19 protein-coding genes are annotated in these 23,539 nt (G+C 74.0%); 1 reads left to right on the top strand and 18 read right to left on the bottom strand.

What is annotated here, in order from left to right:
• Positions 1 to 18: 18 nt before the first annotated feature.
• Genes CFP66_RS43120 through CFP66_RS43080 form a run of 9 tightly spaced genes read right to left on the bottom strand, consistent with a single transcriptional unit; the run spans position 19 to position 11,960 of the window.
• On the bottom strand, positions 19 to 1,215 hold the full coding sequence (locus tag CFP66_RS43120) for a cytochrome P450 (protein WP_094931181.1): 1,197 nt from the start codon (positions 1,213 to 1,215) through the stop codon (positions 19 to 21).
• The gene (locus CFP66_RS43115; protein WP_143517594.1) at positions 1,212 to 2,549 is read right to left on the bottom strand and encodes an alpha/beta hydrolase domain-containing protein; all 1,338 of its coding nucleotides are present in this window, start codon (positions 2,547 to 2,549) and stop codon (positions 1,212 to 1,214) included. Before CFP66_RS43115 ends, CFP66_RS43120 begins: the two co-directional genes overlap by 4 nt.
• The gene (locus CFP66_RS43110; protein ID WP_094931159.1) at positions 2,546 to 4,099 is read right to left on the bottom strand and encodes a carboxylesterase/lipase family protein; all 1,554 of its coding nucleotides are present in this window, start codon (positions 4,097 to 4,099) and stop codon (positions 2,546 to 2,548) included. The genes CFP66_RS43115 and CFP66_RS43110 overlap by 4 nt, the downstream gene beginning before the upstream one ends.
• A complete protein-coding gene (locus CFP66_RS43105) occupies positions 4,096 to 5,655 on the bottom strand; it encodes an ABC transporter substrate-binding protein (protein ID WP_094931158.1) in 1,560 nt (519 codons plus the stop codon). Before CFP66_RS43105 ends, CFP66_RS43110 begins: the two co-directional genes overlap by 4 nt.
• Positions 5,652 to 6,494 (bottom strand): ABC transporter ATP-binding protein, encoded by an 843-nt coding sequence (locus CFP66_RS43100; protein WP_094931157.1) that lies wholly within the window; start codon positions 6,492 to 6,494, stop codon positions 5,652 to 5,654. Before CFP66_RS43100 ends, CFP66_RS43105 begins: the two co-directional genes overlap by 4 nt.
• Positions 6,481 to 8,457, bottom strand: a complete 1,977-nt coding sequence (locus CFP66_RS43095) for a dipeptide/oligopeptide/nickel ABC transporter permease/ATP-binding protein (protein ID WP_094931156.1) — start codon at positions 8,455 to 8,457, stop codon at positions 6,481 to 6,483. Before CFP66_RS43095 ends, CFP66_RS43100 begins: the two co-directional genes overlap by 14 nt.
• Positions 8,454 to 9,389, bottom strand: coding sequence for an ABC transporter permease (locus CFP66_RS43090; RefSeq protein ID WP_233160206.1), 936 nt, complete (start codon positions 9,387 to 9,389; stop codon positions 8,454 to 8,456). The genes CFP66_RS43095 and CFP66_RS43090 overlap by 4 nt, the downstream gene beginning before the upstream one ends.
• Before the next feature lie 40 nt (positions 9,390 to 9,429).
• Positions 9,430 to 10,548: a CapA family protein gene (locus tag CFP66_RS43085; RefSeq protein WP_094931180.1), complete on the bottom strand. Its 1,119-nt coding sequence runs from the start codon at positions 10,546 to 10,548 to the stop codon at positions 9,430 to 9,432.
• Between the two features lie 2 nt (positions 10,549 to 10,550).
• Positions 10,551 to 11,960 carry an MmgE/PrpD family protein gene (locus CFP66_RS43080; protein WP_094931154.1) on the bottom strand — a complete coding sequence of 470 codons (1,410 nt, stop codon included), beginning with the start codon at positions 11,958 to 11,960 and terminating at the stop codon, positions 10,551 to 10,553.
• A gap of 239 nt (positions 11,961 to 12,199) precedes the next feature.
• On the opposite strand from CFP66_RS43080, the gene CFP66_RS43075 reads away from it, so the two are divergent.
• On the top strand, positions 12,200 to 12,763 hold the full coding sequence (locus CFP66_RS43075) for a DJ-1/PfpI family protein (protein WP_094931153.1): 564 nt from the start codon (positions 12,200 to 12,202) through the stop codon (positions 12,761 to 12,763).
• Positions 12,764 to 12,778: 15 nt separating this feature from the next.
• On the opposite strand, the gene CFP66_RS48325 is transcribed toward CFP66_RS43075, so the two are convergent.
• From CFP66_RS48325 to CFP66_RS43030, 9 genes are read right to left on the bottom strand one after another with little or no spacing between them, the layout of a single operon-like run.
• Positions 12,779 to 14,155 (bottom strand): S9 family peptidase, encoded by a 1,377-nt coding sequence (locus CFP66_RS48325; RefSeq protein WP_158228439.1) that lies wholly within the window; start codon positions 14,153 to 14,155, stop codon positions 12,779 to 12,781.
• 37 nt (positions 14,156 to 14,192) lie between these two features.
• The gene (locus tag CFP66_RS43065) at positions 14,193 to 15,968 is read right to left on the bottom strand and encodes a CocE/NonD family hydrolase (protein WP_094931152.1); all 1,776 of its coding nucleotides are present in this window, start codon (positions 15,966 to 15,968) and stop codon (positions 14,193 to 14,195) included.
• Positions 15,969 to 16,003: 35 nt separating this feature from the next.
• Complete coding sequence (locus tag CFP66_RS43060) at positions 16,004 to 17,263, bottom strand: 2-hydroxyacyl-CoA dehydratase family protein (RefSeq protein ID WP_094931151.1); 1,260 nt, start codon at positions 17,261 to 17,263, stop codon at positions 16,004 to 16,006.
• The gene (locus tag CFP66_RS43055; protein WP_094931150.1) at positions 17,260 to 18,381 is read right to left on the bottom strand and encodes a 2-hydroxyacyl-CoA dehydratase subunit D; all 1,122 of its coding nucleotides are present in this window, start codon (positions 18,379 to 18,381) and stop codon (positions 17,260 to 17,262) included. The genes CFP66_RS43060 and CFP66_RS43055 overlap by 4 nt, the downstream gene beginning before the upstream one ends.
• Positions 18,381 to 19,616: a CaiB/BaiF CoA-transferase family protein gene (locus CFP66_RS43050; RefSeq protein ID WP_094931149.1), complete on the bottom strand. Its 1,236-nt coding sequence runs from the start codon at positions 19,614 to 19,616 to the stop codon at positions 18,381 to 18,383. Before CFP66_RS43050 ends, CFP66_RS43055 begins: the two co-directional genes overlap by 1 nt.
• On the bottom strand, positions 19,613 to 20,788 hold the full coding sequence (locus CFP66_RS43045) for a CapA family protein (RefSeq protein WP_233160201.1): 1,176 nt from the start codon (positions 20,786 to 20,788) through the stop codon (positions 19,613 to 19,615). Before CFP66_RS43045 ends, CFP66_RS43050 begins: the two co-directional genes overlap by 4 nt.
• Complete coding sequence (locus CFP66_RS43040; RefSeq protein WP_233160200.1) at positions 20,785 to 21,618, bottom strand: amino acid ABC transporter ATP-binding protein; 834 nt, start codon at positions 21,616 to 21,618, stop codon at positions 20,785 to 20,787. The genes CFP66_RS43045 and CFP66_RS43040 overlap by 4 nt, the downstream gene beginning before the upstream one ends.
• Positions 21,615 to 22,535 (bottom strand): amino acid ABC transporter permease, encoded by a 921-nt coding sequence (locus CFP66_RS43035; protein ID WP_094931148.1) that lies wholly within the window; start codon positions 22,533 to 22,535, stop codon positions 21,615 to 21,617. The genes CFP66_RS43040 and CFP66_RS43035 overlap by 4 nt, the downstream gene beginning before the upstream one ends.
• Entirely contained in the window at positions 22,532 to 23,464 is a 933-nt protein-coding gene (locus CFP66_RS43030) for a transporter substrate-binding domain-containing protein (RefSeq protein WP_094931147.1), read from the bottom strand. Before CFP66_RS43030 ends, CFP66_RS43035 begins: the two co-directional genes overlap by 4 nt.
• Between the last annotated feature and the right edge of the window lie 75 nt (positions 23,465 to 23,539).

Here is a 23,539-nt window from a genome sequence, read left to right as displayed (position 1 = left end):
GCGGGCACGGGGCCCCGGTCACGGCGATACGAAGCGGAGGTCGGCGGAGACGATGCCGAGCTCGGGCATGCGTGCCCCTTCCCGGGCGCCGACCGCGGTGAAGGACCGGGTGCGTGCGAGCAGCTCCTCCACCGCGATCCTCAGCATCAGCCGCGCCATCGGGGCACCGGGGCACCGGTGGCGGCCCCGGCCGAAGGCGAGGTGGTCGGCGATGTTCTCCCGGTCCAGCCGGAAGTCGTCCGGGGCGTCGAACACGGTGGCGTCCCGGTTGGCCGACGCGTAGGTGAGCGTGACCGGCTCCCCCGGGAGGATCTCCCGGCCGAGCACGACGGTCGGCTCCACGACGGTGCGCGCGAAGCCCCGGTAGGGCGCGTAGAGGCGCAGGAACTCCTCGAGAGCACCGGGGACGAGTCCCGGTTCGGCGCGCAGCCGAGCCTGCAGCTCCTGGTCCGTGCCGAGGTGGGTCGCGATCGAGCCGATGACGATCGGGGGCGCGACCATGCCGACCACGAGCGACTGGCGCAGCGCGCCCACGATCTGCTCGGTCTCCAGCGGTTCGCCGTCGGCGCGTTCGGCGAGCAGCGAGCTGGCCGGGTCCTCCTCGACGGGGCGCGGGTGCGCGCGGCGGTCCGCGACGAGCTCGCGGGCCATCTCGTACATGCGCTCGCTCATGGCGTTGACGACCGGTCGGTCCTGCTGCCGCCACGCGCGCACCCAGCGGGCCGCCGTCTCGGCGAGCAGGGGGGCGAGCTCGGGGTCGAGGTTCAGCCACTCCGTGGTCACCCACGCCGGGAAGAGGGCCCCGAACTCCTGCGCGATGTCCCCGGAGCCCCGCTCGAGCATCGGGGTGAGCACCCGGACCGCGTGCGCGCGCAGCACGGGCTCCAGGCCGGCGATCCGGCGACGGGACAAGGCGGCGTCCAGCGCCCTGCGGTAGGGGGTGTGGCGGGGCGCGTCGAAGTTGAGCGGCGGGCGGCGCAGTCCCCGCGGGTCGCTGGGCACCACTGCTTTCACCGACGAGATGTAGCGGGAGTCGTCGAGGGCCGCGGCCCTGATCTCCGGGTAGGTCGTCAACGCCCAGAAACCGCCGTGGGAGTCGGTGTGGGCGACCGGGCAGCGGGTGCGCAGGTCCCGGTAGAGCGCGTGCACCTCGTCGGGGTCGTCGGTCGCGCCGGGGTCGAAGTCTTCCAAGATGTGCCGGTCGGGATCGGTCATCGGGTCCTCCGGTCGAGGGCGGCGGGTGTCGGCAGCGGCGGTCGGCTCCACGGGGCGTCCGCGAGCTCTGCCGCGGTCTCGGCGAGCCAGCGCTCGGCGTCCACCGCGAGGTAGTGGCCCTGGCCGACCAGCCGGTGCAGGTGCCCGCGCGCCGCGGCCAGGTACGCCGCCGCGTCGCCGTAGCGCGCTCGCAGTGCGGCCACCGACGCGAACTCGTGGCCGTGCAGCCACTCGGAGCCCGGGGAGATCACCGCGATGCGCGCCAGCGGCAGCTCGACGGCGGGCAGCCGCAGGCCGCCGCGCGCGTGGCCCGTCGCGTCGCGGACCAGCAGTCCGCGGGTGTCGGTCTCCAGCAGCGGGGCCGGCACCGGCTCCCGTCCGTCGCGGAGCCAGGTGACCAGCGCCTCGAGCGCCGCGTGGACGACGTGGGCGTGCGGGAAGCGGCTCCAGCGGGAGCCGGGCGGCGGTGGGACCGCGGGTGCCCGCTCGCGGGTGCCGATGTGCGCCATCCCGGGCACCTCGTAGCACCGGTACGACGGGCTGCGGCAGTCCCGGTGCGCAAGGTCCCGCCCCTGGCCGGGGAGGCCGGCCGCGGACCGGACCGACTCGATGTCCGACTCGGCCAGCAGCTCGACGGTCGGCAGGTCGAGGTCGTCCGGCAGCGCGGCGCCGCCGCTGTGCAGCGCCAGCAGGCCGTCGGGCCCGACGGTGCCCGCCAGCGGGCCGCCGGGGGCGGCGAGCGCTGCATAGCGGCGGACGACGCCGCCGGTCTGCGACGCGCCCGCGAGGACCACCACCTCCGCCCGCACGTCCGGGACGCCGCCGTCGCGCAGCAGCGCGAACACCGAGCCCAGGATCCCGAAGAGCTGCGGGCTGGTGGCCCACCACTCCCGGGCGAACGCGTCCGACGCCCGGCGCGGGTCGGCGCCGGGCGCGATCTCCGGTCGCCGGTCGGACGGCGTGCCGGCGAGCCGGACGCGCGCGTACCGGTGCGGGTCGCTCGCCACCATCCGCCGGTACGCGGGCGTGGTCTGGCAGGCGACCTCGATCCAGGTGTGGCCACCGCGCAGCAACTGGGCGTGCGCGTGGTCCCACACCGGCCGGCCGCCCGCGAAGTGCATCGGCTCCACCACGACCACGCCGCCGGCCCGCTCGTGCTCGGCGGGCCTGCGCAGGAGGAGCCGGGTCCGGAACGGCTCCCCGGCGGCGGTACCCGCGAGGAGGTACTCCTCCTGGACGTAGCCGGCCGGGGCGAGCCCGTCGACGCCGACGTCGTCGGCCCCGAACGCCCGCTCGGCGCCCGGCAGCGCCTCGATGTTCTGCTGCCCGGTCATCCGGCGGTTGTCGCCGCGAACGCCCGCCCCCACGGATCGGTTCGCCCGGAGGTCGACACCCCGCGCCACCAGCCGACCCGGTCGTCGACGATCCGGCTGGTCGCCTCGAACCCGTCGTCGCCGAAGCGCAGCTGGGTACGGGCGGTGGGCTCGTACGCAGGCCACTCGACCCCCGTGGCGGCGAGCCCGTCGTTCGGGTCGCCCGTGCGGGCGAAGGCGGCCAGCGCGCCGCCCATCACGGCCGCGGCGCGGTCCAGGGCGGGCCCGGCGGCGGGGATCGGGCCGATGCCGACGTTGCGGAAGAAGACGGGGACCTCGATCCCGTGGAACGCCCCGAGCGGCTCGGCGTGGTCGAGGTCGCACAGGTAGCTGTGGACCGGGCCGCCGCCGGCTCGGTGGGCGTCGGCGAGCCGCGCGGTGCGCACGGTGAACTGGTCGCTGAGCGCGTCCATCAGGACGTCGACGGCATGCGTCCCGCCGGCGGCCCTGGCCCGGTAACCGGCGACGAGGCCCTCGGCCGTACCGGCGTCGTCGACGCCCCCCGCGACGAGACGGATCAGGGTGGCGTCGTCGATGTCGACGTCCCGCTCCAGCCAGCGTGGCCGGTCGGCGATCATGAAGCGCGCCTCGTCCAGCGCCGTGCCGGTCAGCAGCGGGATGCCCGCGGCGACGCCGGCGGCGAGCGACTCCTCGGGGTAGGCGGGCACCGAGGGCGTGCCCACGACCGGCGCGAACCGCATGCTGTGCTCGGTCGGCCCCCGGCCGACGCCCAGGCGGCCCTGCACGTCGAGCAGCCGGTCGAGCGGGACGTTCTGCAGGGCCGTGGGATCGGCGCGGTCCAGGTCGAGCATGTGCAGCGCCTGCTCGGCGATGAGCGTGGCGCGGCCCGCGTCCTTCAGGCCGAACGGTGGCCCGCCGAGGACGCCGGCCCGGCTGAACAGGCCGCGCGCGGCCGGTGAGGTCAGCAACGAGGTGACCTTGCCGCCCCCACCGGAGTGGCCGAAGATCGTCACGTTGGAGGGATCGCCGCCGAACCCCGCGATGTTGTCGCGCACCCACTCCAGGGCGGCCACGAGGTCGAGGAGGCTGGGGTTGGCCTCGAACCCCCAGTCCGCCCCGCCCAGCTCGGCGAGGTGGAGGAAGCCCAGCAGGCCCAGCCGGTGGTTCAGCGACACCACGACCACGTCCTCGCTCTGGGCGAGGGCCGTCCCGGCGGTGTGCGGTGCGTAGCCGGTGCCGGTGAAGAACCCACCGCCGTGGATCCACACCAGCACCGGCCGGTCGCCGGTGACGGCGGGCGTCCACACGTTGAGGACCAGGCAGTCCTCGGCCGGCTCGGCCAGTGGCGTGCGGCCCGGCACGGCGAACTGCGGCGCGATCGGACCGGGGGCGACCGCCTCCCGGACGCCGGTCCAGGGCGTCGCCTGCTTCGGCGGCAGGAACCTGCCCGATCCGCTGACCGGGGCGGCGTAGGGGATGCCGAGGTAGCGGAGCGCGCCGTCCTCGACCGTTCCGTCGACCTTGCCCGATGTCGTCTCGACGATGGTCATGCCGCAGGCCTCCAGGTGTGCGTGCCGGTGGGGTCGATCACCGAGAAGTAGGTGGGGACCTTCTCGTGCAGGCTGACGTTGCCGACCCCCGTGGAGAACACCAGCGCGTGCGGGCGGGCCACCGGGGCGAACCAGCCCTTCTCCGCCAGCAGCCGCACCAGGTCCCGCCAGGCCGGTCCCACGGTGTCCCCGGCCGTGAGCTGCGCGAACGCGGCATCGATCTCCGGGTCCACGGTGTCGAAGGGGTTCGCCAGCACGTTCTCGCGGGTGAGCCCGTACGCCGTGCGGAACGCCGGGCCGCCGGACTGGAACAGCACCGCGGGTGCCTCGCCGCTCGCGAACTTCTGATTGAACGCCGAGACCTCCGCCACCTGGTCGATCGTCATGGTGATCCCGACGCCCGCGAGCGAGCCCGCGATCGTCTCGGCGTACGGGCACGTGCCGAGCGTCGAGCTGCAGGTCACCTCGAAGCTGAGGCCATCGCCGTAGCCGGCCTCCGCGAGGAGCTGCCGGGCCTTCTCCGGGTCGTAGGGGTAGATCGTGTCCAGTGCCGGGTCGAAGCCCTCCTGCTGGGGCACGGCCATCTGGGACGTCGGGTCGGCGAAGCCGTCGGGGTTGAGCGCCGCGACGATCGACGCGCGGTCGATGGCGTAGTTGATCGCCTGCCGGACCTTCACGTCGGCGAGCGCCGGCGCGTGCGTGCCGTCGCGGTCGAGCAGGAAGAGCCCGACGACGCGACCGGGGGCGGAGCGGACCTCGATCCCGGAGTCCTCGGCGGCCCTGGCGGTGCTCGGGCTGCCCAGCGCGATGTCGAGCTGTCCCGACGACAGCGCCGACAGGACCGTGTTCGCATCCGAGATGGTGTGGACGACGACCTTCTCGTAGACGATCCCGTTGGGGTTCCAGTAGTGCGGGTTCGGCACGTAGGAGTAGTGGTCACCGGTGACGGTGTCGGCCGGGTCCAGCATGTACGGGCCGGTGCCGATCGTGGCGGCGTCCAGCGATCCTGGCGTGTTCATACCGGCCGGGGCGGCGACGAGCCCGCCGGGGAACTGCTGCGACAGCAGCACCGGGAGATCGGGGCTCGGCTCGCTCAGCGTCATCCGCACCGTCGTCGCGTCGACGGCCACCGCCTCGGTCAGCATCGCCAGGGTGCCGCTCAGGGTGGACTTCGCGTCCCTGAAGTAGTGCAGCCACTGCGCGACGCCCTCGGCGGTCATCGCGGTGCCGTCGCTGAACTTCACCCCCTGGCGCAACGTCAGCTCGAAGACCTGGTGCTGGTCGTCGACCCACTGCCACGACTCCGCGAGATCCGGGACCAGCGTGCCGTCGGGCTGCACGAAGATCAGCGAGTCGTAGGCGAGGGTGCTGTAGATCAGCGATCCGCCACCGCCGGACTTCGCGGGGTCGAGGCCGGTGATCGGTGGTCCGGAGAACTGGACGTCCAGCGTCGTGTCACCGCTCCCCGCGGCCGCTCCGCCGCAGCCGGTGAGCGCGGCGACGGCGAGACCGAGTGCGGCAAGTGCCAGCGCGGGCCGGCTCGTGGACAACTTCATCGTGGCAACTCCACCTGTGATGCGGCGGCCCGGGCGCGCCGTCGACGTTGGGCAGCGGGGTCCGGGAGCGGGGCGGCATCGACGAGCGCCCTCGTGTAGGGGTCCTGCGGTGTTCGGTAGACCTCGTCGGCGGGTCCCGCCTCCACGATGCGGCCGCGGTGCATCACGTACATGCGTGCCGCGAGGTGGTGCACCAACGCCAGGTCGTGGCTGATGACCAGGTAGCTCATCCCGTGGCGCTCCTGCAGGTCCATCAGGAGGTTGGCCACCTGCGCCTGCACGGACAGGTCGAGGGCGCTGGTCGGCTCGTCGGCGATGAGCAGCCGAGGGCGGACCATCATCGCCCGCGCGATCGCGATGCGCTGGCGCTGGCCGCCGGAGAACTCCCGCGGGTAGCGCTCGGTGATCCGGGGGTCGAGCCCGACCTCGTCCAGGACCGCGCGGGCGCGCGCGTCGACCTCGCGGCGCGGCAGCCGGAGGTGGACGGCTGCCTCGGCCAGGATCGCCCGGATCGGCATCGCCGGGTCCAAGGAGCTGTAGGGGCTCTGGAACACCGCCTGCGCCCCGGCCGCGACGGCGCTTCCCCGGTGCGCCGGGTCGATGCGGCGGCCGTTCACGAGGATCCGGCCCGCGCTGGTTGCGACGACGCCCAGAGCGGCCATCGCGATCGAGGTCTTGCCCGAGCCCGACTCCCCGACGAGCCCGACGGTCTCGCCTGCGGCCACGGTGAGCGAGACGTCGTGCACGACACGGGTCCGCCGCTTCGTCGAGCCGTAGTCGATGCAGACCCCCTCGATGTCGAGGGCCAGGTTGTCGAGGGCCGGGTCAGATGTCGGCACGTGCGGCCTCCTCCCAGTGGATGCAGCGCACCTGGCGCCCGTCGGCACAGGTGGTGAGCGGGATGGGGCCGAGGCCGCACTCCTCGGTGGCGAAGCGGCAGCGGTCCTGGAAGCGGCACCCGGTCGGCCACTGCGTGGGGTCGGGTACGCGGCCGGGGAGCGTGGTGAGGCGTTCGCCGGGCCGGCCCGCGGCCGGGTTCGCGGCCATGAGACCGCGGGTGTACGGGTGTCGGGCGCCGGCGAACAGGTCGTCCACCCCGGCGACCTCGACGACCTGGCCCGCGTACATCACCACGCAGCGCGTGGCGATGTCGGCGACCACGCCCCAGTCGTGGGTGACGAACAGGATGCCCAGCCCGGAGCCGGCCTGCCGCTCGCGCAGCAGGTCCAGCACGCCTTCCTGCACGGTGACGTCGAGCGCCGTCGTCGGCTCGTCGGCGATGAGCACCTTCGGGTCGCCGGCGAGCGCCCGGGCGATGCAGACGCGCTGCGCCATGCCACCGGAGAGCTCGTGGGGGTAGCGCTTCAGCACCGCGGCCGCGTCGCGGATGCCGACCTGCTCCAGCAGTTCGAGCGCCCTGGCCCGGGCCGTCGCGCGGTCCGCTCCGGTGTGCCTGCGCACCGACCCGGTGAGGACGGTCTCGACGGTCAGCGAGGGGTCCAGCGCCGCGACCGGTTCCTGGAAGATCACCGCGATGCCCGCGCCGCGCGGCAGCCGGTCGCCCCGCTCGACCAGGTCGTGGGGCGTGCCGTCGAAGACCACCGTTCCGGCGTCGACGTGCGCGGCGGCGGGCAACAGCCCGGCCGCGGCCCGCGCGGTGACGCTCTTGCCGCAGCCCGACTCCCCGAGCAACGCCACCGTCTCGCCGGCCGCGATGCTCAGGGCGACGTCCTGGACGACCGGGGTGGCGTCGGCGCCGTCGCCGAAGCTCACCGTCAGCCCGTCGAGCACCAGGACCCCGGCATCGGCCGGAGGGGCCTGCGTCCCGGCCCCGTCGGGCCGCCGTCCGGTCGGGCGAGCGGTTCCCTTCCGGCGTCGACGGGTGGTGGGCGCGGGCTGCCACCGCTCGGCGAGCGCGTCGCGCAGACCGTCGCCGACCGACCACAGCGCGAGGACGACGAGCGCGATCAGGCCACCGGTCGGCATCAGCAGCCAGGGCTGCTGGTGGATCGCGTCGGCGGCGGTGCTGACCAGGTTGCCCCAGGTCGGTGTGGGCGGCTGCGGGCCGAGGCCGAGGAACTCCAGGCCGCTCTGGGCGAGGATCGCGACGCCCGCCACCAGCGTCAGCTGGACCACGACGACGCCGGCGAGCTTGGAGCGCACGTGCCGCCACATGATCCCGACGTCGCCGATGCCGCTCACCCGGGCGACGTCGATGTACTGCTCCGCGCGCACGCCGAGCACCACCGACCGCACGACCTTGGCGACCGGAGGCGAGATCAGCAGGCCGAAGAACGCCATCGCCACCACGAGGTCGTGCGGGAAGACGGCGAGCACGGCGAGCAGGAAGATCATCGAAGGGACCGACATGACCCCGTCGAGGACCCACCCGACGATCCGGTCCAGCCGGCCGCCCCTGAAGCCCGACGCCATGCCGACCGGCACGCCCACGACGCCGGCGATCACCACCGCCAGCAGCGCGGGGCCGAGGGTGTGGGCGCCGCCGTGGAGCAGCCGGCTGAAGATGTCGTAGCCGCGCCGGTCGGTGCCCAGCCAGTGCGCGGCCGAAGGGCCCGACGACGCGTCCGCCAGCACGGCCTCGCTCGCACCGTAGGGCGCGACGACGGGCGCCGCCAGGCACGCGAGGGCCAGCAGGACGAGGAACACCGCGGCGACGACCGCGCCCGGCTTGCGGAGGAACCGCCGCAGGAGGCCGGAGCGGCGGGTCGGAGCCGGGTCAGCGGCCTTCTCCGGCACCTGCTGCGCTGCGCCGATCACGGTGTCGGACGTCGGGGCGTTCACCCGACCACCACCTTCGGGTTGATCCGCCGGTACGTCAGGTCCAGCACGAGGTTCACCAGGACGACCAGGATCGCGAAGTAGAGGACGACGCCCTGGATCGTGGGGATGTCGTGGGTGGCGGTCGAGGTCACCGCGAGCCCGCCCAGGCCGGGTAGCCCGAAGATGCTCTCGACCAGGACGGTCCCACCCAGGGCACCGACGAAACCGAGACCGACGATCGCGATGATCGGGGCGGCCGAGTTGCGCAGGACGTGCCGGTAGACGATGGTGCGCTCGGCGACGCCGTCGGCGCGGTGGGCCAGGGTGTACTCGGCGGACAACCCGGTGAGCATGGCGTCGCGGGTCTGTTTCGCGGTGCCGGCGAGCCCCCCGATCACCATGCTGAGCACCGGGAGCGTGATCGAGCGCACCCAGCCCGGCGGGGACTCGGTCAGCTCGACGTAGCCGATCGCCGGGAAGACCGGGAACGTGACCGCGAGCAGTGTCACGACGATCAGCGCCACCCAGAAGTTCGGCAGCGCGTTGCCGACCACCGCCGCGAGGTCCACGAGCCGGGCGAGGGCGCCGCCGCGGTGGGCGCTGACACAGCCGATCAGGATGCCGAGCAGCGAGGAGAGGACGATCGCCGGCACGACGATCGACAGGGTCACGCCGAGGCGCTGGTTGAGCGCCTGCGCGACGTCCTGACCGTTGACGATCGACGTCCCGAGGTCGCCCTGCAGCGCCCCGGAGAGCCAGTGCCAGTACTGCACGACGAACGGGTCGTCGAGACCGAGCTGCGCGCGCAGGGCCTGGTACTCGGCGGGCGTCGCCTCGGGGCCGGCGAGCACGCGCGCGGCGTCGCCCGGCGCGATCGCGATCAGCGTGAACGTCACCAGCGAGACGGCGAACAGCAGCGGGATCGCGAACACCAGCCGCCGGAGCACGATCATTCCCACGGGCGCGACCTCCTTGTCGGACGGGCGGGACGGGTCATCGTTCGAGGAAGTTGACGTGGGTGTCACGCCGGACGAACTCGGCGGACAGCCCGGCATCGGCCGTGATGCGTGCGACGTACTCGATCGTGGGATCCGCGTCGGCGCCCCGCAGCGGCACGGGGATCGCATCGGTGTCCAGGTGGCAGGGCACGAACCCGGCCTCGACCAGCCCGTCGCCGTCGACCGTGACCCGGGCGATCATCGTGTGCCGGGAGTCCCGGGGGAACGGGAAGGGCGCCCGCCCGGTGTCGGGGGTGAAGAAGCCGAGGCTCGGGGCGTTCCTGGGGCGCGGCCGTGAGCCGTGGTGACCGAGCGGGTCCGTCTCGTCGGTGTACGCGGGCACGAAGTGGTTGATCCCGTGGAAGATCGGGCGCCCGCGGTGGACCTCCACGCCTCGCAGGATGTGGGCGTGGTGCCCGATCACGACGTCGGCGCCCGCGTCGACGGCGGCCCGCGCGAGGGGTCGCTCGTAGGCCGCCAGCGCGGCGTGCACGAAGCCCATTCCCTTGTGGATCGAGACGCACACGATGTCGACGCGTGCCGCGAGCGCCGCGATGTCCGCCCGCATCGCCTCCTCGGACTCCTGCTCGAGGCTGGTGAACTCCGCCGGCGCGCTGCCCGGCGAGGCGACGTCGAGCTCGTAGTGGTTGACCACGCGGACCGGGGCGACCCCGGCCTTGACCGGTGTCGCCCACGACTGCCGTGGCCCGACCGCGTTGTAGCTGAGGAAGCCGAAGGTGATCCCGCCCCGTTCCACGACCGCCGGTCGCCGCGCCTCCGCGATCGTCATGCCCGCTCCGACCGGTTCCATGCCGCGGGCGCGCAGTGCGGCGACCGAGTCGGCGACACCGTGCGGCCCCTGGTCGAACATGTGGTTGCCCGCCAGGGTGACCACGCCGAACCCGGCATCCGCGAGGGCGTCGAGGTGGCCCGGCGGGTTCGCCGGGGCGGGGATGTCCACCACGCACACCTGACCCCGTTCGGTGTGCGGCCACTCCAAGTGGCCGACGGCGAGGTCGGCGCCGGCGAGGATCTCGCGCGACGTGGCGAAGAACCTCTCCGGCTCCGGCGCCGAGAGCATCAGGTCCCCGACGAACAGCACTTCGACCGGCATGGTCACCAGCTCTCGATCTCGGTTTCCGGGAACAGGCTCACGAGCAGGGTGCGCACCGAGGGCGCCGCACCGATGTCCAGCAGCTGCGTGGCGACGCGCTCGGGAGAGCCGACCGAGTGCAGCGCGTGCCCGGCGCAGTCGATGAACTTCTCCACCAGCCGCGCGGTGCTCATCGGCGCGTCCGGCCCACCCGGTGGCCGGGCGACCTCGAGCGTCCGCTCGCGCCCGTCGGCGAGCCGGACGCAGAGCCGCCCGGAGGTCATCCGGGCCGGCGTGTCCCAGGTCGGCTCCGGGCGGAAGGCCACCTTCCGGGCCACGACGAGCAGGTCGGGGCGGACCAGCCGGTCGGGGGCGAAGGAGCCGAGCTCGACGACGCCGTCGACGAGCGCGAGCGCCACGGTGAACGGGAGGCTGAACTTCGCGTCGATGGCGGTGCGGGGAGCCCGCTTGGCCGCGAGCGGCTCGGCGAGCATCCGGTTGACGGGCGCGCCGACGAGGTCGATCGCCGCGACGGCGTCGAGGTCCACCTCGGTCCGCAACCGCAGCGCGGCCTCGATGAAGGAGTGGGTCCCCCGGCAGCTCGGCCACGCCTTGACGCTGACCTCGGTGCCCCAGAAGTCCTGGCCCAGCCCGTCGACGAGCGGGGCCGGGTCGAGGTCGGCGCCCGCGTAGGTGGCGAGGAAGCCGGCCCTGCCCTCCAGCGGGGCCGCGAACCCGCGGATGCCCCGGCCCGCGAGCTGCACGGCGCGGACCGCCGCGTGCGCGGCGAACGCGTCCCGGACCCCGCGGATCAGGCTGTCGGGGCTGTGCTTCACCTCGCCGCTGGCCGTGGTCTGCGACACCGCCAGCGACAGCGCGTCGAGCACCTGCGCGGTGTCCAGCCGGGCGAGCATCGCCCCTGCCACCGTGGCGCCGATCGCTCCCGCGATGGGCGGCGGGTACCACCCGCGCGCGGACATGCGCTCGCCCGCGAGATCGGCGACCCGGCAGGTGATGTCGCAGCCGACGGCCATGCTCGCCAGCAGCTCGGCCCCGGTGGCGTCGTACTCCTCGGCGAGCGCCAGCGCCGCGGGGACCACCTGCGCGTTCGGATGCGCGGCCAGGCCGTCGACGGCGTCCTCGAAGTCCAGGGCGTGGGCGAGGGCACCGTTGGCGAAGGCCGCAGGAGCGGCCGGGAGCCGGGTGCCGTCCCACAGCAGGGTGCTCGCGCCCCGGCCGGACTCCTCCTGGGCCAGGTCGGCGAAGGCCGCGGTGCCCTCGCCCAGCCCGGTCGCGGCCAACGAGACCCCGACGGCGTCGAGCAACGAGCGGGCCGCGGCGACCGTTGCGGCCTCGGGCACCTCACGCCGCGCGAAGCCCGCCACGTACTCGGCGAGACGCCAGGAGACGCCCTGCACGGTGTCCACGCCCATGTGGCAACCCCTCAGCAACGAGTCGATGCTCCGCCTATGTATCAGGAACCCTGATACAGGTTGCCGGTGTGTAAACGTGGTTGTCAACGGTTCGACCGGACGAACTTCTGTCGCCTATCGTGATCCGGCCATGTGCCGACGCAGTGGGGTCGGGAAAGATGCCGACCTTGGTGGCCGCTGTCGCGGCGGCCGGGCACTCCATAGAGTGGGTTGCGTCACGCGAGGGGGAGGGGCGACGAATGGCACGGGTGCTGGTCCTGACGGGCGATGCCGCCGAAGAGCTCGACTCGATGTACCCGGTGTTCCGGCTGCGGGAGGGCGGCCACGAGGCGGTGGTCGCCGCGCGGACGTCGCGCGCGGTGAAGCTCGTGGTCCACGACTTCGAGCCCGACTGCGACGCCTACACCGAGAAGCCCGGCCACCGGCTCCCCGTGGACGTGGTGTTCGGTGAGGTGGATCCCGCGGACTACGACGCGCTGGTCATCCCGGGAGGGCGGGCGCCGGAGTACATCCGCGCGGACCCCGACGTGGCGCGCATCGTCACGTACTTCTTCGACCGGGGCCTCCCGGTCGGCACGATCTGCCACGGCGCCCAGGTGCCGGCTGCGTTGGGGCTGCTGCGCGGCCGCTCGACGGCAGCGTTCCCGCCGTTGAAGGCCGACATGGAGCAGGCGGGCGCCACGTTCGTCGACGCGCCCGACGTCGTGGACGGTCCGATGGTGTCCTGCCGTGGCTGGCCCGACCTCCCCGAGTGGTCGCGTGCCTTCATGCAGGTGCTGGAGCGCGCGAGCGTCCCCGCTTGACCGGCTGCCTCCCGATCAGCCCGGGTAGGGCCGGTTGAACGCCGGCGGGGTGAAGCGCAGGTACCGCGGGTCGGTATCGGTGCCCAGCTCGCGCGCGCGGGTGTTCATCGCGCGCTCATCGGTGGCGGGCCAGCCGCCGGTGTCGAGGCGTTCGACGATGACGCGCAGGGCGGCCTGCTGCTCGGCCGGTGAGAACGTGCAGTGGCCCACCGACTCGACGTAGGTCTGGCGCAGCAGCGCGTTCTTCCCGGCGCGGCGCACGGTCTCGCCGTAGGCCTGTTGTTGGGCCACGGTGGAGATCTGGTCGCCGGTGCCCGAGACCGTGAGCACCGGGATGCGCAGGTCGCCGTCGAAGACGAGGCCTTGCGCGAAGCGTTCGACGGCGGCCTGGTCGGCCGCGATCCGCGGCTCGGCGGCCAGGGCGTCGAGGTCGGCCCGCAGGTCGAGACCTGCCGTGTCGTACAGGGCGTGCACCGCCCGTAGCAGCGCGGGGTCGGCGGCCCGCAGCTGCGCGGCGTAGTCGACACCGGTGTTCCACGAGGGGTTGCCGCCCGCGACCTCGGTGAGCCGGCCCCTGCTGCTCATCGCCTGCCCGATGTAGGGCAGGCTCCCGCCGGCGAGGGCGAGGTAGGCACCTTCCTGCAGCGCCGTCGCGTCTCGCCGGTCCGGTAGCGGGGTGGGCGAGCCGTCGGGGTTCGTGCCCCACGCCGGCACCTGTCCGATCGCGGCGGCGAGGGCGACGCGAGCGCGTCCTTCCGGGGTCTGCTGAGCCCGCGTCAGCGCGTCGATCCAGGCCTGCTGGGCGCCCGGGACGTCGGCCGGGATGTCGATCACGGGCTGTCCGGGGGCGACGAGCCGTTCGAGGACGAAGACGGTGTCGAGCTTCTGGTTCCACTGCCCGACGGACCCACCGAGCCCGCCGCAGAACGGCACGGCGGCGTCGAACACGTCCGGGTGCAGCTGGGCCGCGCCTGCGGACACGAAACCGCCCATCGAGCTGCCCGAGGCGATCGCGCGCCGGGCCGGGCCGTAGGCCTGCTCGAAGCGGGCGAGCGCCTCGGCCTGGTTGTCGATGGCGTCGCGGATGTGCCACCCGGTCACGGTCCGGGTGGTGCCGCCGCGCGCGACCCCGTCGGCGAGCAGTCGCTCCGTCAGGGGCTCGGAGTCGCCGCCGTCGGCGTAGTCGAGCGCGACGACGACCGCGCCGTTCCAGTCGGCAGGCACGGCGAAGGCGTACGGCGTGCCGTCGGCGAGGCTGCCGGAGATGCAGGTGGGCCGGGCGGCGGAGTCGGGCATGCAGGGTTCCCCTCCCGGAGAGGCGGCCACGGCGACCCCGGCGCCGGCGAGCGTGGTCAGGGCGACCACGGCACCGATGGCGATACGGGGGATCACAGCACGGGGGATCACAGCACAGCCCTTTCGACGATGGTCAGGCCGAGACGATCGGGAGATGCACGAGCGAGGGCCGGGTGGCGTCGGTGAGCACCTCGACGCGCGCGCCGCGGGCGTCCGGCAGCGGGGCGCTCGCCCGGTGGTCCGCGCCGGTGACGGTCAGCTGTATGCGGTGCCCGGCGCGCACGAGGTAGGAGGTGGGGAGGAGTCCGAAACGCAGCCGGGCGACCTCGCCCGCGGCGAGCGGGGCCGCGTCCTGCGCGTGGGCCCGGTGCCAGGGGACGCCCTCGGGCAGTGCGTACGGGGACGGGTGCTCGGCCCGCAGCGACGCCGCCACCCTGCCCTCGGTGATCACCGTGACCGCGCCGTCGGGGGCGACGTCCTCGAGGTAGGCGAACACGTGGGCGTCGGGCCGGTCGACGCGGACGTGGAGATCGGCGACGGGTGAGCCGGTCAGCTCGGTGTCCCGATCGAGCACCGGGCCGGTCCAGGCGGCCCCCGCGCCCGGGACGTGGCAGGGCTGGGCGAACGGCCCCGTACCGGAGTCCGGGCAGATGACGTCGGCGCCGACGGTGAACGCCCTCCCGCCCGCGGCGTCCGAACCGAGGACGCCGTCCCCGCCCAGCGGCACGGGCGTGGGCGTCACACCCGCCGGGGGCCAGGTGCCCGCGGTGCGCCACGGCAGGCCCGTCGCGTCGGGAACATCGGAGTCCGGGGTCGCGTAGTGCACGCGTGGCTGCGCGTCGAGGCCGGTGTCGAGCCCCTTCATGTGCTGGTCGAAGAACCGGTGCGCCTCCTGCACGAGGGCGAAGCCCGCGTTCTCGCAGTGCTGCCACGGCCCGACGAGCAGCCGGGAGCCGGGCACGTTCAGCAGCGTGGCGACGCCCTGCCCGCGCAGCTCGTCGCGCCAGCCGCCGACGACGTAGAGCGGCACCCCGGACGCGCGGATCTGGTCGGAGTAGGAGCCGGCACTGCCCTCGGACCAGAACCGGGACTGCACCAGCGGCGAGAAGCTGTCCCGGTACGGCATGCCGCGCCACATCTCGGCGAGCGGGGGTGAGAGCTGGTGCTCGAGCGCCGCCTGGTGCAGCAGCTGCTTGCCCTCGTCCCCCTGCACGGGCGCGTTGGCCATGTCCTGCTCGACCGTCCGGGACGGGCCGACGCCCCACTGGGCCGCGATCCCACCGACCCGCCACGCGTCGTACTTGTCCCAGGAGAAGCAGCCGGCGAAGGCGGCCGCGAGGTGCGGCGGGCGCACGGTGAGGGCGTGCATCGCCGCGTCGCCGGTGTTCGAGCAGCCGTAGATGCCGACCTTGCCCGTCGACCACGGCTGCGTGGCGAGCCATTCGGTGACCTCGTAGGCGTCGTGGGCCTCGATGCGGTCGTTGTAGCCGCGGCGCACGCCGAACGACTGGCCGTTGCCGCGCCGCGCGACCTGCGCGACGACGTACCCGTGCCCGGTCAGCCCCGGGATGGCGGAGAAGCCGCCCGCACCCGGGCCGGCGCCGTCCTCGGGCTTGCTGTCGATCGACAGCGTGTGGTGCCACAGCACCGGGAACGGGCCCGGCGCCGCCGCCCCGTCGACCGCCGGCCGGTCCAGCCGCACCGCCAGCCTGGTGCCGTCGCGCATCGGCAGGTAGAAGGTCTCGGTGGTGTGTCCGGTGAACGCCGGTACGGGCCGGTAGTTCCCGAACGACGCCTCGATTGCGGGGGGACCGGCGGGTTCGCGCAGTGGCGCGGTCAGCAGCGTGGCGGCCACCGCGACGACCGCGAGCGCCGCGGCGGTAACGCCGACGTGGACAGGTCGGACCATCGGGATCCTCCGGGCGACGGGACGGGTAGCGGCGCTCAGCGGCCGCCGGCCGCGCGCGGCGCGACCACGGAGTCGAGCCACTCGCGCACGTGCCGGTCCAGCGTGTCCGGGTCGCTGGCGCGGGCGTCGACGTTGTCGGCGTGCAGTTCGAGCACCGGGAAGCCCGCGGCCTCGAGGCCGCGCGTGGTGAACCAGCTGCCCCGCGGGTCGTCGGAGACGAGGTGCACGACCCCGTCCACGCCGTGGTGGCGGGCTTCCTTCACGTACCACTCGACCGACCAGGGCGGGGTGTAGAGCTGGTCGGAGAACGTGGCGAACCGCGCGGCGAGGGCGCGCAGCGGGTCGTCGCCGTAGCGGAGGTAGCCGTCGGCGGCGATCGCGAGGTACATGGACCAGACGAACACCGCGCCGTGGCTGTCCTGGAACCGCCGGTAGAAGTCCAGGTCGAACCACAGCCCGCGGCCGATCCACATCAGCCGGGCCCGCTCGTCGACGCCCACCCCCGTGCCTGCCGCGACGCGTTCCGCGACCTCGTCGTGGAACGCCTTCGCCGCGTCGACGCCCCACGCGGTGCCGCGGTGCCACTGCGGCACCATCACGCTCGGGATGCTGTCGGTGACTTCGATCGGGCACGGCCGCGCCGCCGCGACGAGGTCGCGCGTGCGCCGGTTCCACTCCTCCTGCTCGTTGACCAGGTCCATGACCTCCCGGAACCGGGTCTCGGAGAACACCCGCCCGGTGGTCGTCTCCAGGAACCGGATGAGCCCTTCCAGCTCCCCGACGAGCAGGTCGAGCCGGTCGGAGCCGATGGCCTCCTCCCACCGGTGCGGCATCAGCTCCCACCAGTTCGCCGGCACGGCGTTCTCGGCGGCGCTCTCCAGCGCGTAGAACGTGGTGCCCGGCTGCTCGTCCCAGACGTCGAAGACCTTGCGCGAGGCGTCGCCGGTGGTCTCGCCGAGCACGATCGTCGGCCGGGGGAGCCCGCCCCACGGCTCCGAACCCGGGTCGGGGTGGAGCACGCCGGCGAGCGGCAGGGCGTTGTACTGCTCGCTGTCGTCGGGGTAGCCGTGGGCGCGGACGCGGCGGAGGTGGTCCTGGCCCAGCCGCTTCGCGGTGATGATCGAGGCCCACCACTGGTTGACGACGTACGGGATGCCCATCGCCCGGAAGATCTCCTGGGGAGCGTCGGCGTTCACCAACGCGAGCGGGAGCCCCGTGTCGACCTCGGCGCGCAGGTCCTCGAACCACTGCCGCTGGTGGCGGGTGGCGCGGCGGGCGCTGTCGAGGCGGGTCATGCCGCCACCCCGGGCGTGCGCAGCGCGGCGAGTGCGCCGAGGTCGATCCGTCCGTAGGGCTGGCGGTCGACGAGCGCGGCCGGGAGGCCGGTGGCGGCGCGCTGGGCGGGGGAGTCCCAGCGCGGGGCGTCGTCGTGGACGCGGACGTAGGACAGCAGTGCCTCGGCCCCGCACGTCCGGGCCGCGGCCGCGGTGTGGGCGGCCCGCTGCCGGATGGACGCGGCCGCCGCGCCGGGCCCGTTGTGCTGGTACCGCTCGGCGAGCGCGAGCTCGAGCAGCGCCGGGTCCGGCGGCGGGGCGACGGGGCGGTGGTGCAGGAGGTCGCCCCAGTCGTGGTCCTCGCCGACGACGAGCAGCCCGGCCTCCTGCAGCGCGGTGTAGACGCCGGGGTGGTCGTGGCTGCTGCCGGTGAGGAACACCCGCCTGCCGGTGGCCTCGGGCAGGTCGCCGGCCTCGGCGAGCAGCCCTTCCAGCAGCCCGGCCGCGCGTTCCGGGGGCAGTGCGGTGGTCGCGGCGACGACGGTGAGCGCCTGGGTTCCCGTGAGGTGCGCCGGCCGGGTCCGGCGCAACGCCGCGACGCGCCCGAGCAGCGACCGCACCCGGTCGTGCGCCGCGACGGCCCCGGCGAGGTCCTCGTCGGTGACGGGGCCGCCCGCCCAGCGCTCGACCTGCGCGCGGAACTGCCGGATCTTCGCCAGCACGTAGCGCGTGGTGCTCCGGTGCGGCAGGTGCAGCACGTCGACCAGGTGCACCGGGGGCAGCCCGTTCCCCGGCTCGGTGCGGTGCAGCTCGCGCACCGCGTAGAACAGCCGCAGCGACGCCTCGCAGTCGTGCGACACGACGAGGGCGTCCAACCGCCCGTACGCCCCGGCGAGCAGCCGGGTGAGCACGGAGCGGGCCACCGGGTCGAGGCCGCGGCCGAGGTAGCGGTCCCCGGCGACGGGGGGTGCCACGGGGTCGCCGGTCAGCCGGACGGGCAGGAAGCCCGCGGCGGTGAGGACCTCCACCGGGACGTCGGCGCCGACGTAGCCGGCCACGGGCCGTCCGGCGGCCGACCACTCCTGGGCGACGGCGGTGCGGTCGGCGGCGAGCGCGGTGAGCTCGGCGAGCGCCGCCATCAGATGACGGCCTGCTCGGCCAGTTCGGCGAGCTCCTCGGGGCTGTAGCCGAGCAGCTCGCGGTAGACGTGGTCGTTGTGCTCCCCGAGCCCGGGTGCCGGTCGGTCCAGCGTGGCGCGCGCGGCCGAGAACCGGATCGGCACCCCGGTGGCCACGATGTCGGTGATCGCACCGAGCTGGGGGTGGACCAGCGGGACGACCTCCTCGCGCTGCTGCACGAGCGGGTCGCGGACCGCCTCGGCAGGCTCCCGCACGGGCGCCGCGGGCACCCCCTCGGCGGTGAAGGCGGCCACGATCTCCTCCACGCTCCGGTCCCGGCACCAGTCGGCGATGAGCGCGTGCAGGTCGTCCGCGTTCCGGACGCGGGCATCGCGTTGGCGGAAGCGGTCGTCGTCGCCGAGGTCGGGGCGGCCCATCGCGCGGAACACGCCGGCCGCGAACGTGTCGGTGGGGGCGCAGAGCGCGAGGTGCCCGTCGGCCGCCTCCAGGATCCCGAACGGGGCCAGCCGGGGCACCATCGACCCGGTGCGCTGGGGGAGACCGACGGCCTCGAGCGCGTCGAAGGGCTCGCACGCCATCAGGGAGGTGAGCGCACCGAGCATGGAGACGTCGACGTGCTGCCCCTCGCCGGTCTGCTCGGCCTGCAGCAGCGCGGACACGGTGCCGACCACGGCGAACAGCGGGGCGAGCAGGTCGCCGATCGGCAACCCGAAGCGCACCGGCCCCTCCCCGGGCTCGCCCGCGGTCATCATGACCCCGGACAGGGCCTGCACGATGGAGTCCATCGCCTTGCCCGAGCCCGGTCCGCCCTGGGCGCCGAACCCGCTGATCGAGGTGTAGACGATCCGCGGGTTGATCTCGCGCACCGCGGCGTAGTCGATACCGAGGCGCTGCGTGACGCCGGGGGAGTAGTTCTCGACGACGATGTCGGCGTCGCGGACGAGGTCGGCGAACACGGCCCGGGCTCGCGGTTCCTTGAGGTTGAGCGTCACGGACAGCTTGCCGCGGCCGCGCACCAGCATCGACAGGCTCATGTCGTCGGCGTGGGTGCGGTCCAGCGCCAGCCCGCCCGGCCCGTAGTAGGGGGAGTTCGTGCGCGCGACGTCCCCGCCTTCGGGCTTCTCCACCTTGATGACGGTGGCGCCGAGCCCCGCCAGCAGGAGGGTGGCGTAGGGGCCCGACAGCGCGGTGGTCAGGTCGATCACGGTGCGGCCGGCGAGGGGCTGGTCGGTCATGCGGTGCTCTCCTTCGTGGGGCCGACTTTGGTGGTCCCGACGCCGGCGACGAGGACCTCGGCGCCGTGGCGGACGAACTCGCCGTTCAGCCCGGCGGTGCGGGTGATCTGCGCGACGTACTCGGCGACGCGCCTGTTCTCCGGCCCGTCGGGCAGCGGGACGGGTCGCCCCGCGTCGTCGATCCAGCAGGGTGCGAAGCCGGCCTCGACGAGGCCGTCCGCGTCGAAGCGGCACAGCGCCACGATCGTGTTGCGGCTCTCGGGATGGAACGGGTAGTAGGGCATCGTCGGGTCCGGGGCGAAGCCGTAGAGCGTCTTGCGGCGCTCCGCCCACGCCGCGCGCTCAGGGCTGTCGGCACCTTCGCCCGGGGTGAGCGCACGGGTGACGGTGGCGAAGTTGCCCAGCCCGTGGAAGATCGGACGGCCGCGGTGGACCTCGATGCCGCGCATGATGTGCGCGTGGTGGCCGAAGACGGCGTCGGCGCCCGCGTCGATCGCCGCGCGGGCCACCGGCTTCTCGTACATCGCGACCGCCGCCGGGGTGTGGCCGATGCCCTTGTGCAGTGACACCAGCACGACGTCGGCCCGGGCGCGCAGCTGCTCCACGTCCGCGGCCATCGCGTCGAGCGAGTCCGGGGCGGCGAACGTGTAGATCGTGGGCGGGCTGCCGGGGGCGGCGACGTCGAGCTCGTAGTGGCTCAGCACGTGCACGTAGGCGCAGCCCGGTTTGCGCGAGGTCGCCCACGACTCGCGGGGCCCCACGCAGTTGTAGGACAGCACGCCGACCCGCAGCCCCCCGCGCTCGACGACGGCGGGCGTGCGCGCCTGCGCCAGGTCGGCCCCCGCGCCGGTGGGCACGAGCCCGGCGGCCCGGGAGTGCGCCACCGTGTCGAGGACGCCGACCGGTCCGAGATCGGCGATGTGGTTGCCGGCGAGGGTGACGATGTCGAAGCCGGCGTCGGCGATCGCCGGGAGCGCCGCCGGATCCGCGGGTGGCGCCGGGACGTCGGTGCTGGCCTCCGTGCCGGCCGTGGTGTGCGGGACCTCGACGTGCCCGATCGTCACGTCCGCGGAGCGCAGCAGGGAGGCGGCCGGGGCGAGGAACGCGGCGGGATCCGGCTCGTCGAGGATCAGATCTCCCACCGAGGCAACGGTGATCATGCCCTTGGTCACGCAGGGCTCCTTCCGGATGCGGTGTGGCGGGACAGGAATGCCTGCAGCCGTGAGCTGCGGGGGCGGCCGAAGAACTCCTCCGGCGGGCTGGTCTCCACGACCCGGCCGGCCTCCATGAACACGCACCGGTCGGCGACCTCGCGGGCGAACGCCATCTCGTGGGTGACGACGACCATGGTCATCCCGTCGGCGGCGAGACCCCGCACGACGGCCAGCACCTCGTCGACGAGCTCGGGGTCCAGGGCGCTGGTGGGCTCGTCGAACAGCATGACCCGCGGCCGGGTGGCGAGCGCGCGGGCGATGGCCACCCGCTGCTGCTGGCCGCCCGAGAGCTGGCGCGGGTAGTGGTGGGCGCGGTCGCGCAGGCCGACGCGGTCGAGCAGTTCGAGGGCTTCGGCCTCGGCGTCCGCGCGGCGGCGCCCGTGCACCCGCACCGGCGCCTCGGTGACGTTGCGCAGCGCCGTGAAGTGGGGGAACAGGTGGAACTGCTGGAACACCATGCCGATCCGGCGCCTCTGCGCGGCGGCGCCGCGCTCGGTGAGCGGGCGCAACCCGTCGCGGTGGTGCTCGTGGCCGAGCAGCTCCCCGTCGAGGTACATCGCACCCGCATCGATGTTCTCGAGCTGGTGCACGCACCGCACGAGCGTCGACTTCCCCGATCCGGACGGGCCGACGACCACCACGACCTCGCCCTCGGTGACCTCGAGGCCCACGCCGTCGAGCGCCGCGTGGCCGCCGAAGAGCTTGCGGACCTCGTGCAGTGCCAGCACGGGCACCTGCGCGGGGGGAGCGGCTCCCGTGTCGCGGGTGGCCATCACGTCGCCGGTCATCGTGCCGCCTCCTCGTCAGGTGCCCCCCGGGCGGGAACGACGTGCCGCTCGTGCCCCCGGGCGAAACGCCGTTCCAGCCGCCGCTGCCCGGCCGTGAGGAGCGTGACGAGCGCCAGGTACCAGATGCAGGCGACCAGCAGCAGCGGGACGATCTGGTAGGTGCGGTTGTAGATCACCTGCACGGCGTGCAGCAGGTCGGACATGGCGATGACGCTCACCAGCGCCGTGCCCTTGAGCACGCTGATGAACTGGCTGCCGCTCGGGGGGATGATCGTCCGCATCGCCTGGGGGAGGACGATGCGGAAGAACGTCTGCACGGGCGTGAAGCCCATCGCACGCCCCGCCTCGCGCTGGCCGATGTCCACGCCGAGCACCCCGGCCCGGATGATCTCGGCCATGTACGCCGACTCCACCAGCGAGAGCCCGATGACCGCCGCGGTGAACGGGGTGATCACCTCGTTGGCGTCCCACGACACCAGCGACGGACCGAACGGGATGCCGATCGAGATGCGGGGCAGCAGGTAGGCGAGGTTGAACCAGAAGATCAGCTGGACCAGCGGGGGGATCCCGCGGAACACCCCGAGGTAGACGGTGGCGGCCCAGCGCAACGGTCCGAAGTCCGACAGCTGGGCCGCGGCGAGCACCCCGCCCAGCAGCGAGCCGATCACGATCGCCAGCACGGCGAGCAGGACGGTGGTCCCGACCCCGGCCAGCACGCTCGGGTCGAACAGGTACTGCGCGACGACGTCCCACTCGAACCGCCGGTTGCCCACGAGGAACACCAGCAGCTGGACGGCGACGACCGTGAGCACCGCGGCCGTGACCCACCTCCACGGACGCAGCCTGCGGTGCGCGCGCGCGACGTCGTCGCCGCCCGCTCGTGCCGGTGCGGCCGGCACGGCTGTCGATCGAGTCATCCCGCGCCCTCCGCCGTGCCGGCGTTGAGGATCGGCTCGGTGACCGCGACGTCGGTGAGGTCCCACTTCTGCATGATCTGGGCGTAGGTGCCGTCGGCGAACAGCTCGCGGAACGCGTCCAGCACCACCGGGCCGAGCCCGCCGTCCTCGGGCACGAACAGCGCGAGGTTGTCGGTCGTGGCTCCCTGTTCCTCGGTCTGCGTGACGTAGGTGAACCGGTCCGGCGCCTCGGTCTTGACGTCGATGGCCGCCGCCTGCGTCATGCCCGCCGCGTCGGCACGGCCGGACTCGACGGCGAGCAGGGTGTCGTTGGTCTCGGAGAGCGCGAGCGACTCCGCGGCCGGCCGGCCGATCGTCGTGCAGTACTCCGACAGCTTGCGCAGCTGCTCCTCGGTGATGCTCCCGGTGGTCACCGCGACCCGCTTGCCGCAGAGGTCCTCGGGCACCGTGATCGCCGCGGCCGAGCTCGTCGGCACGATGTAGGAGGAGCGCGTCGTCATCCAGGTCACCGTGTCGAACTGCTGCTCGCGCTCCGCGGTGGCCTTGACCGGCCCGTTGAAGGCGTCGTAGCGGCCCGCGAGCATCCCCTGCAGCGCGGCGGGGAGGCCGTCCACGACCACCGTCTCGGTGCGGACGCCCAGCACCCGGCCCAGCGCGTCCTGGAAGTCCTTGTCGATCCCGGTGACGGAGCCGTCGGAACCGATGGTGCGGTACGGGGGGTGCGAGTCGCCCGCGAAGCGCAGGACCCCGTCCTCCCTGACCTCCGACGGGAGCGCGGCGTAGAGCGCGGGTACCGCGCCCGCGGGCGGTTCGCCGCTCGGCTCCGCTGCCGGCTGGCCGCCGCAGGCGGTCAGGGCGAGGAGCGGGGCGAGCACTGCGGCGGCGAGGCCGCGGCCCGCTGTTCGGTGCGCACGGCGGGGGTGGCGCATGGCGGTCTCCCTGCATTGGGTCCGGCCGAGACGGTGCGAGTTCGGTTCGTCGCGAACGATGACGAGCGTCGAGTA

It is taken from the genome of Pseudonocardia sp. MH-G8 (genome assembly GCF_002262885.1).
GTDB lineage: Bacteria > Actinomycetota > Actinomycetes > Mycobacteriales > Pseudonocardiaceae > Pseudonocardia.
The sequence above is the reverse complement of the archived record's forward strand: the minus strand, read 5'-3'. Positions and strand labels throughout refer to the sequence as shown.

Bases quoted from the DNA above. Each gene is read 5' to 3' on its own strand.
- CFP66_RS43120 (WP_094931181.1), bottom strand. From the start codon at position 1,215: ATGACCGATCCCGACCGGCACATCTTGGAAGACTTCGACCCCGGCGCG.
- CFP66_RS43115 (WP_143517594.1), bottom strand. From the start codon at position 2,549: ATGACCGGGCAGCAGAACATCGAGGCGCTGCCGGGCGCCGAGCGGGCG.
- CFP66_RS43110 (WP_094931159.1), bottom strand. From the start codon at position 4,099: ATGACCATCGTCGAGACGACATCGGGCAAGGTCGACGGAACGGTCGAG.
- CFP66_RS43105 (WP_094931158.1), bottom strand. From the start codon at position 5,655: ATGAAGTTGTCCACGAGCCGGCCCGCGCTGGCACTTGCCGCACTCGGT.
- CFP66_RS43090 (WP_233160206.1), bottom strand. From the start codon at position 9,389: ATGATCGTGCTCCGGCGGCTGGTGTTCGCGATCCCGCTGCTGTTCGCC.
- CFP66_RS43085 (WP_094931180.1), bottom strand. From the start codon at position 10,548: ATGCCGGTCGAAGTGCTGTTCGTCGGGGACCTGATGCTCTCGGCGCCG.
- CFP66_RS43080 (WP_094931154.1), bottom strand. From the start codon at position 11,960: ATGGGCGTGGACACCGTGCAGGGCGTCTCCTGGCGTCTCGCCGAGTAC.
- CFP66_RS43075 (WP_094931153.1), top strand. From the start codon at position 12,200: ATGGCACGGGTGCTGGTCCTGACGGGCGATGCCGCCGAAGAGCTCGAC.
- CFP66_RS43065 (WP_094931152.1), bottom strand. From the start codon at position 15,968: ATGGTCCGACCTGTCCACGTCGGCGTTACCGCCGCGGCGCTCGCGGTC.
- CFP66_RS43060 (WP_094931151.1), bottom strand. From the start codon at position 17,263: ATGACCCGCCTCGACAGCGCCCGCCGCGCCACCCGCCACCAGCGGCAG.
- CFP66_RS43055 (WP_094931150.1), bottom strand. From the start codon at position 18,381: ATGGCGGCGCTCGCCGAGCTCACCGCGCTCGCCGCCGACCGCACCGCC.
- CFP66_RS43050 (WP_094931149.1), bottom strand. From the start codon at position 19,616: ATGACCGACCAGCCCCTCGCCGGCCGCACCGTGATCGACCTGACCACC.
- CFP66_RS43040 (WP_233160200.1), bottom strand. From the start codon at position 21,618: ATGACCGGCGACGTGATGGCCACCCGCGACACGGGAGCCGCTCCCCCC.
- CFP66_RS43035 (WP_094931148.1), bottom strand. From the start codon at position 22,535: ATGACTCGATCGACAGCCGTGCCGGCCGCACCGGCACGAGCGGGCGGC.
- CFP66_RS43030 (WP_094931147.1), bottom strand. From the start codon at position 23,464: ATGCGCCACCCCCGCCGTGCGCACCGAACAGCGGGCCGCGGCCTCGCC.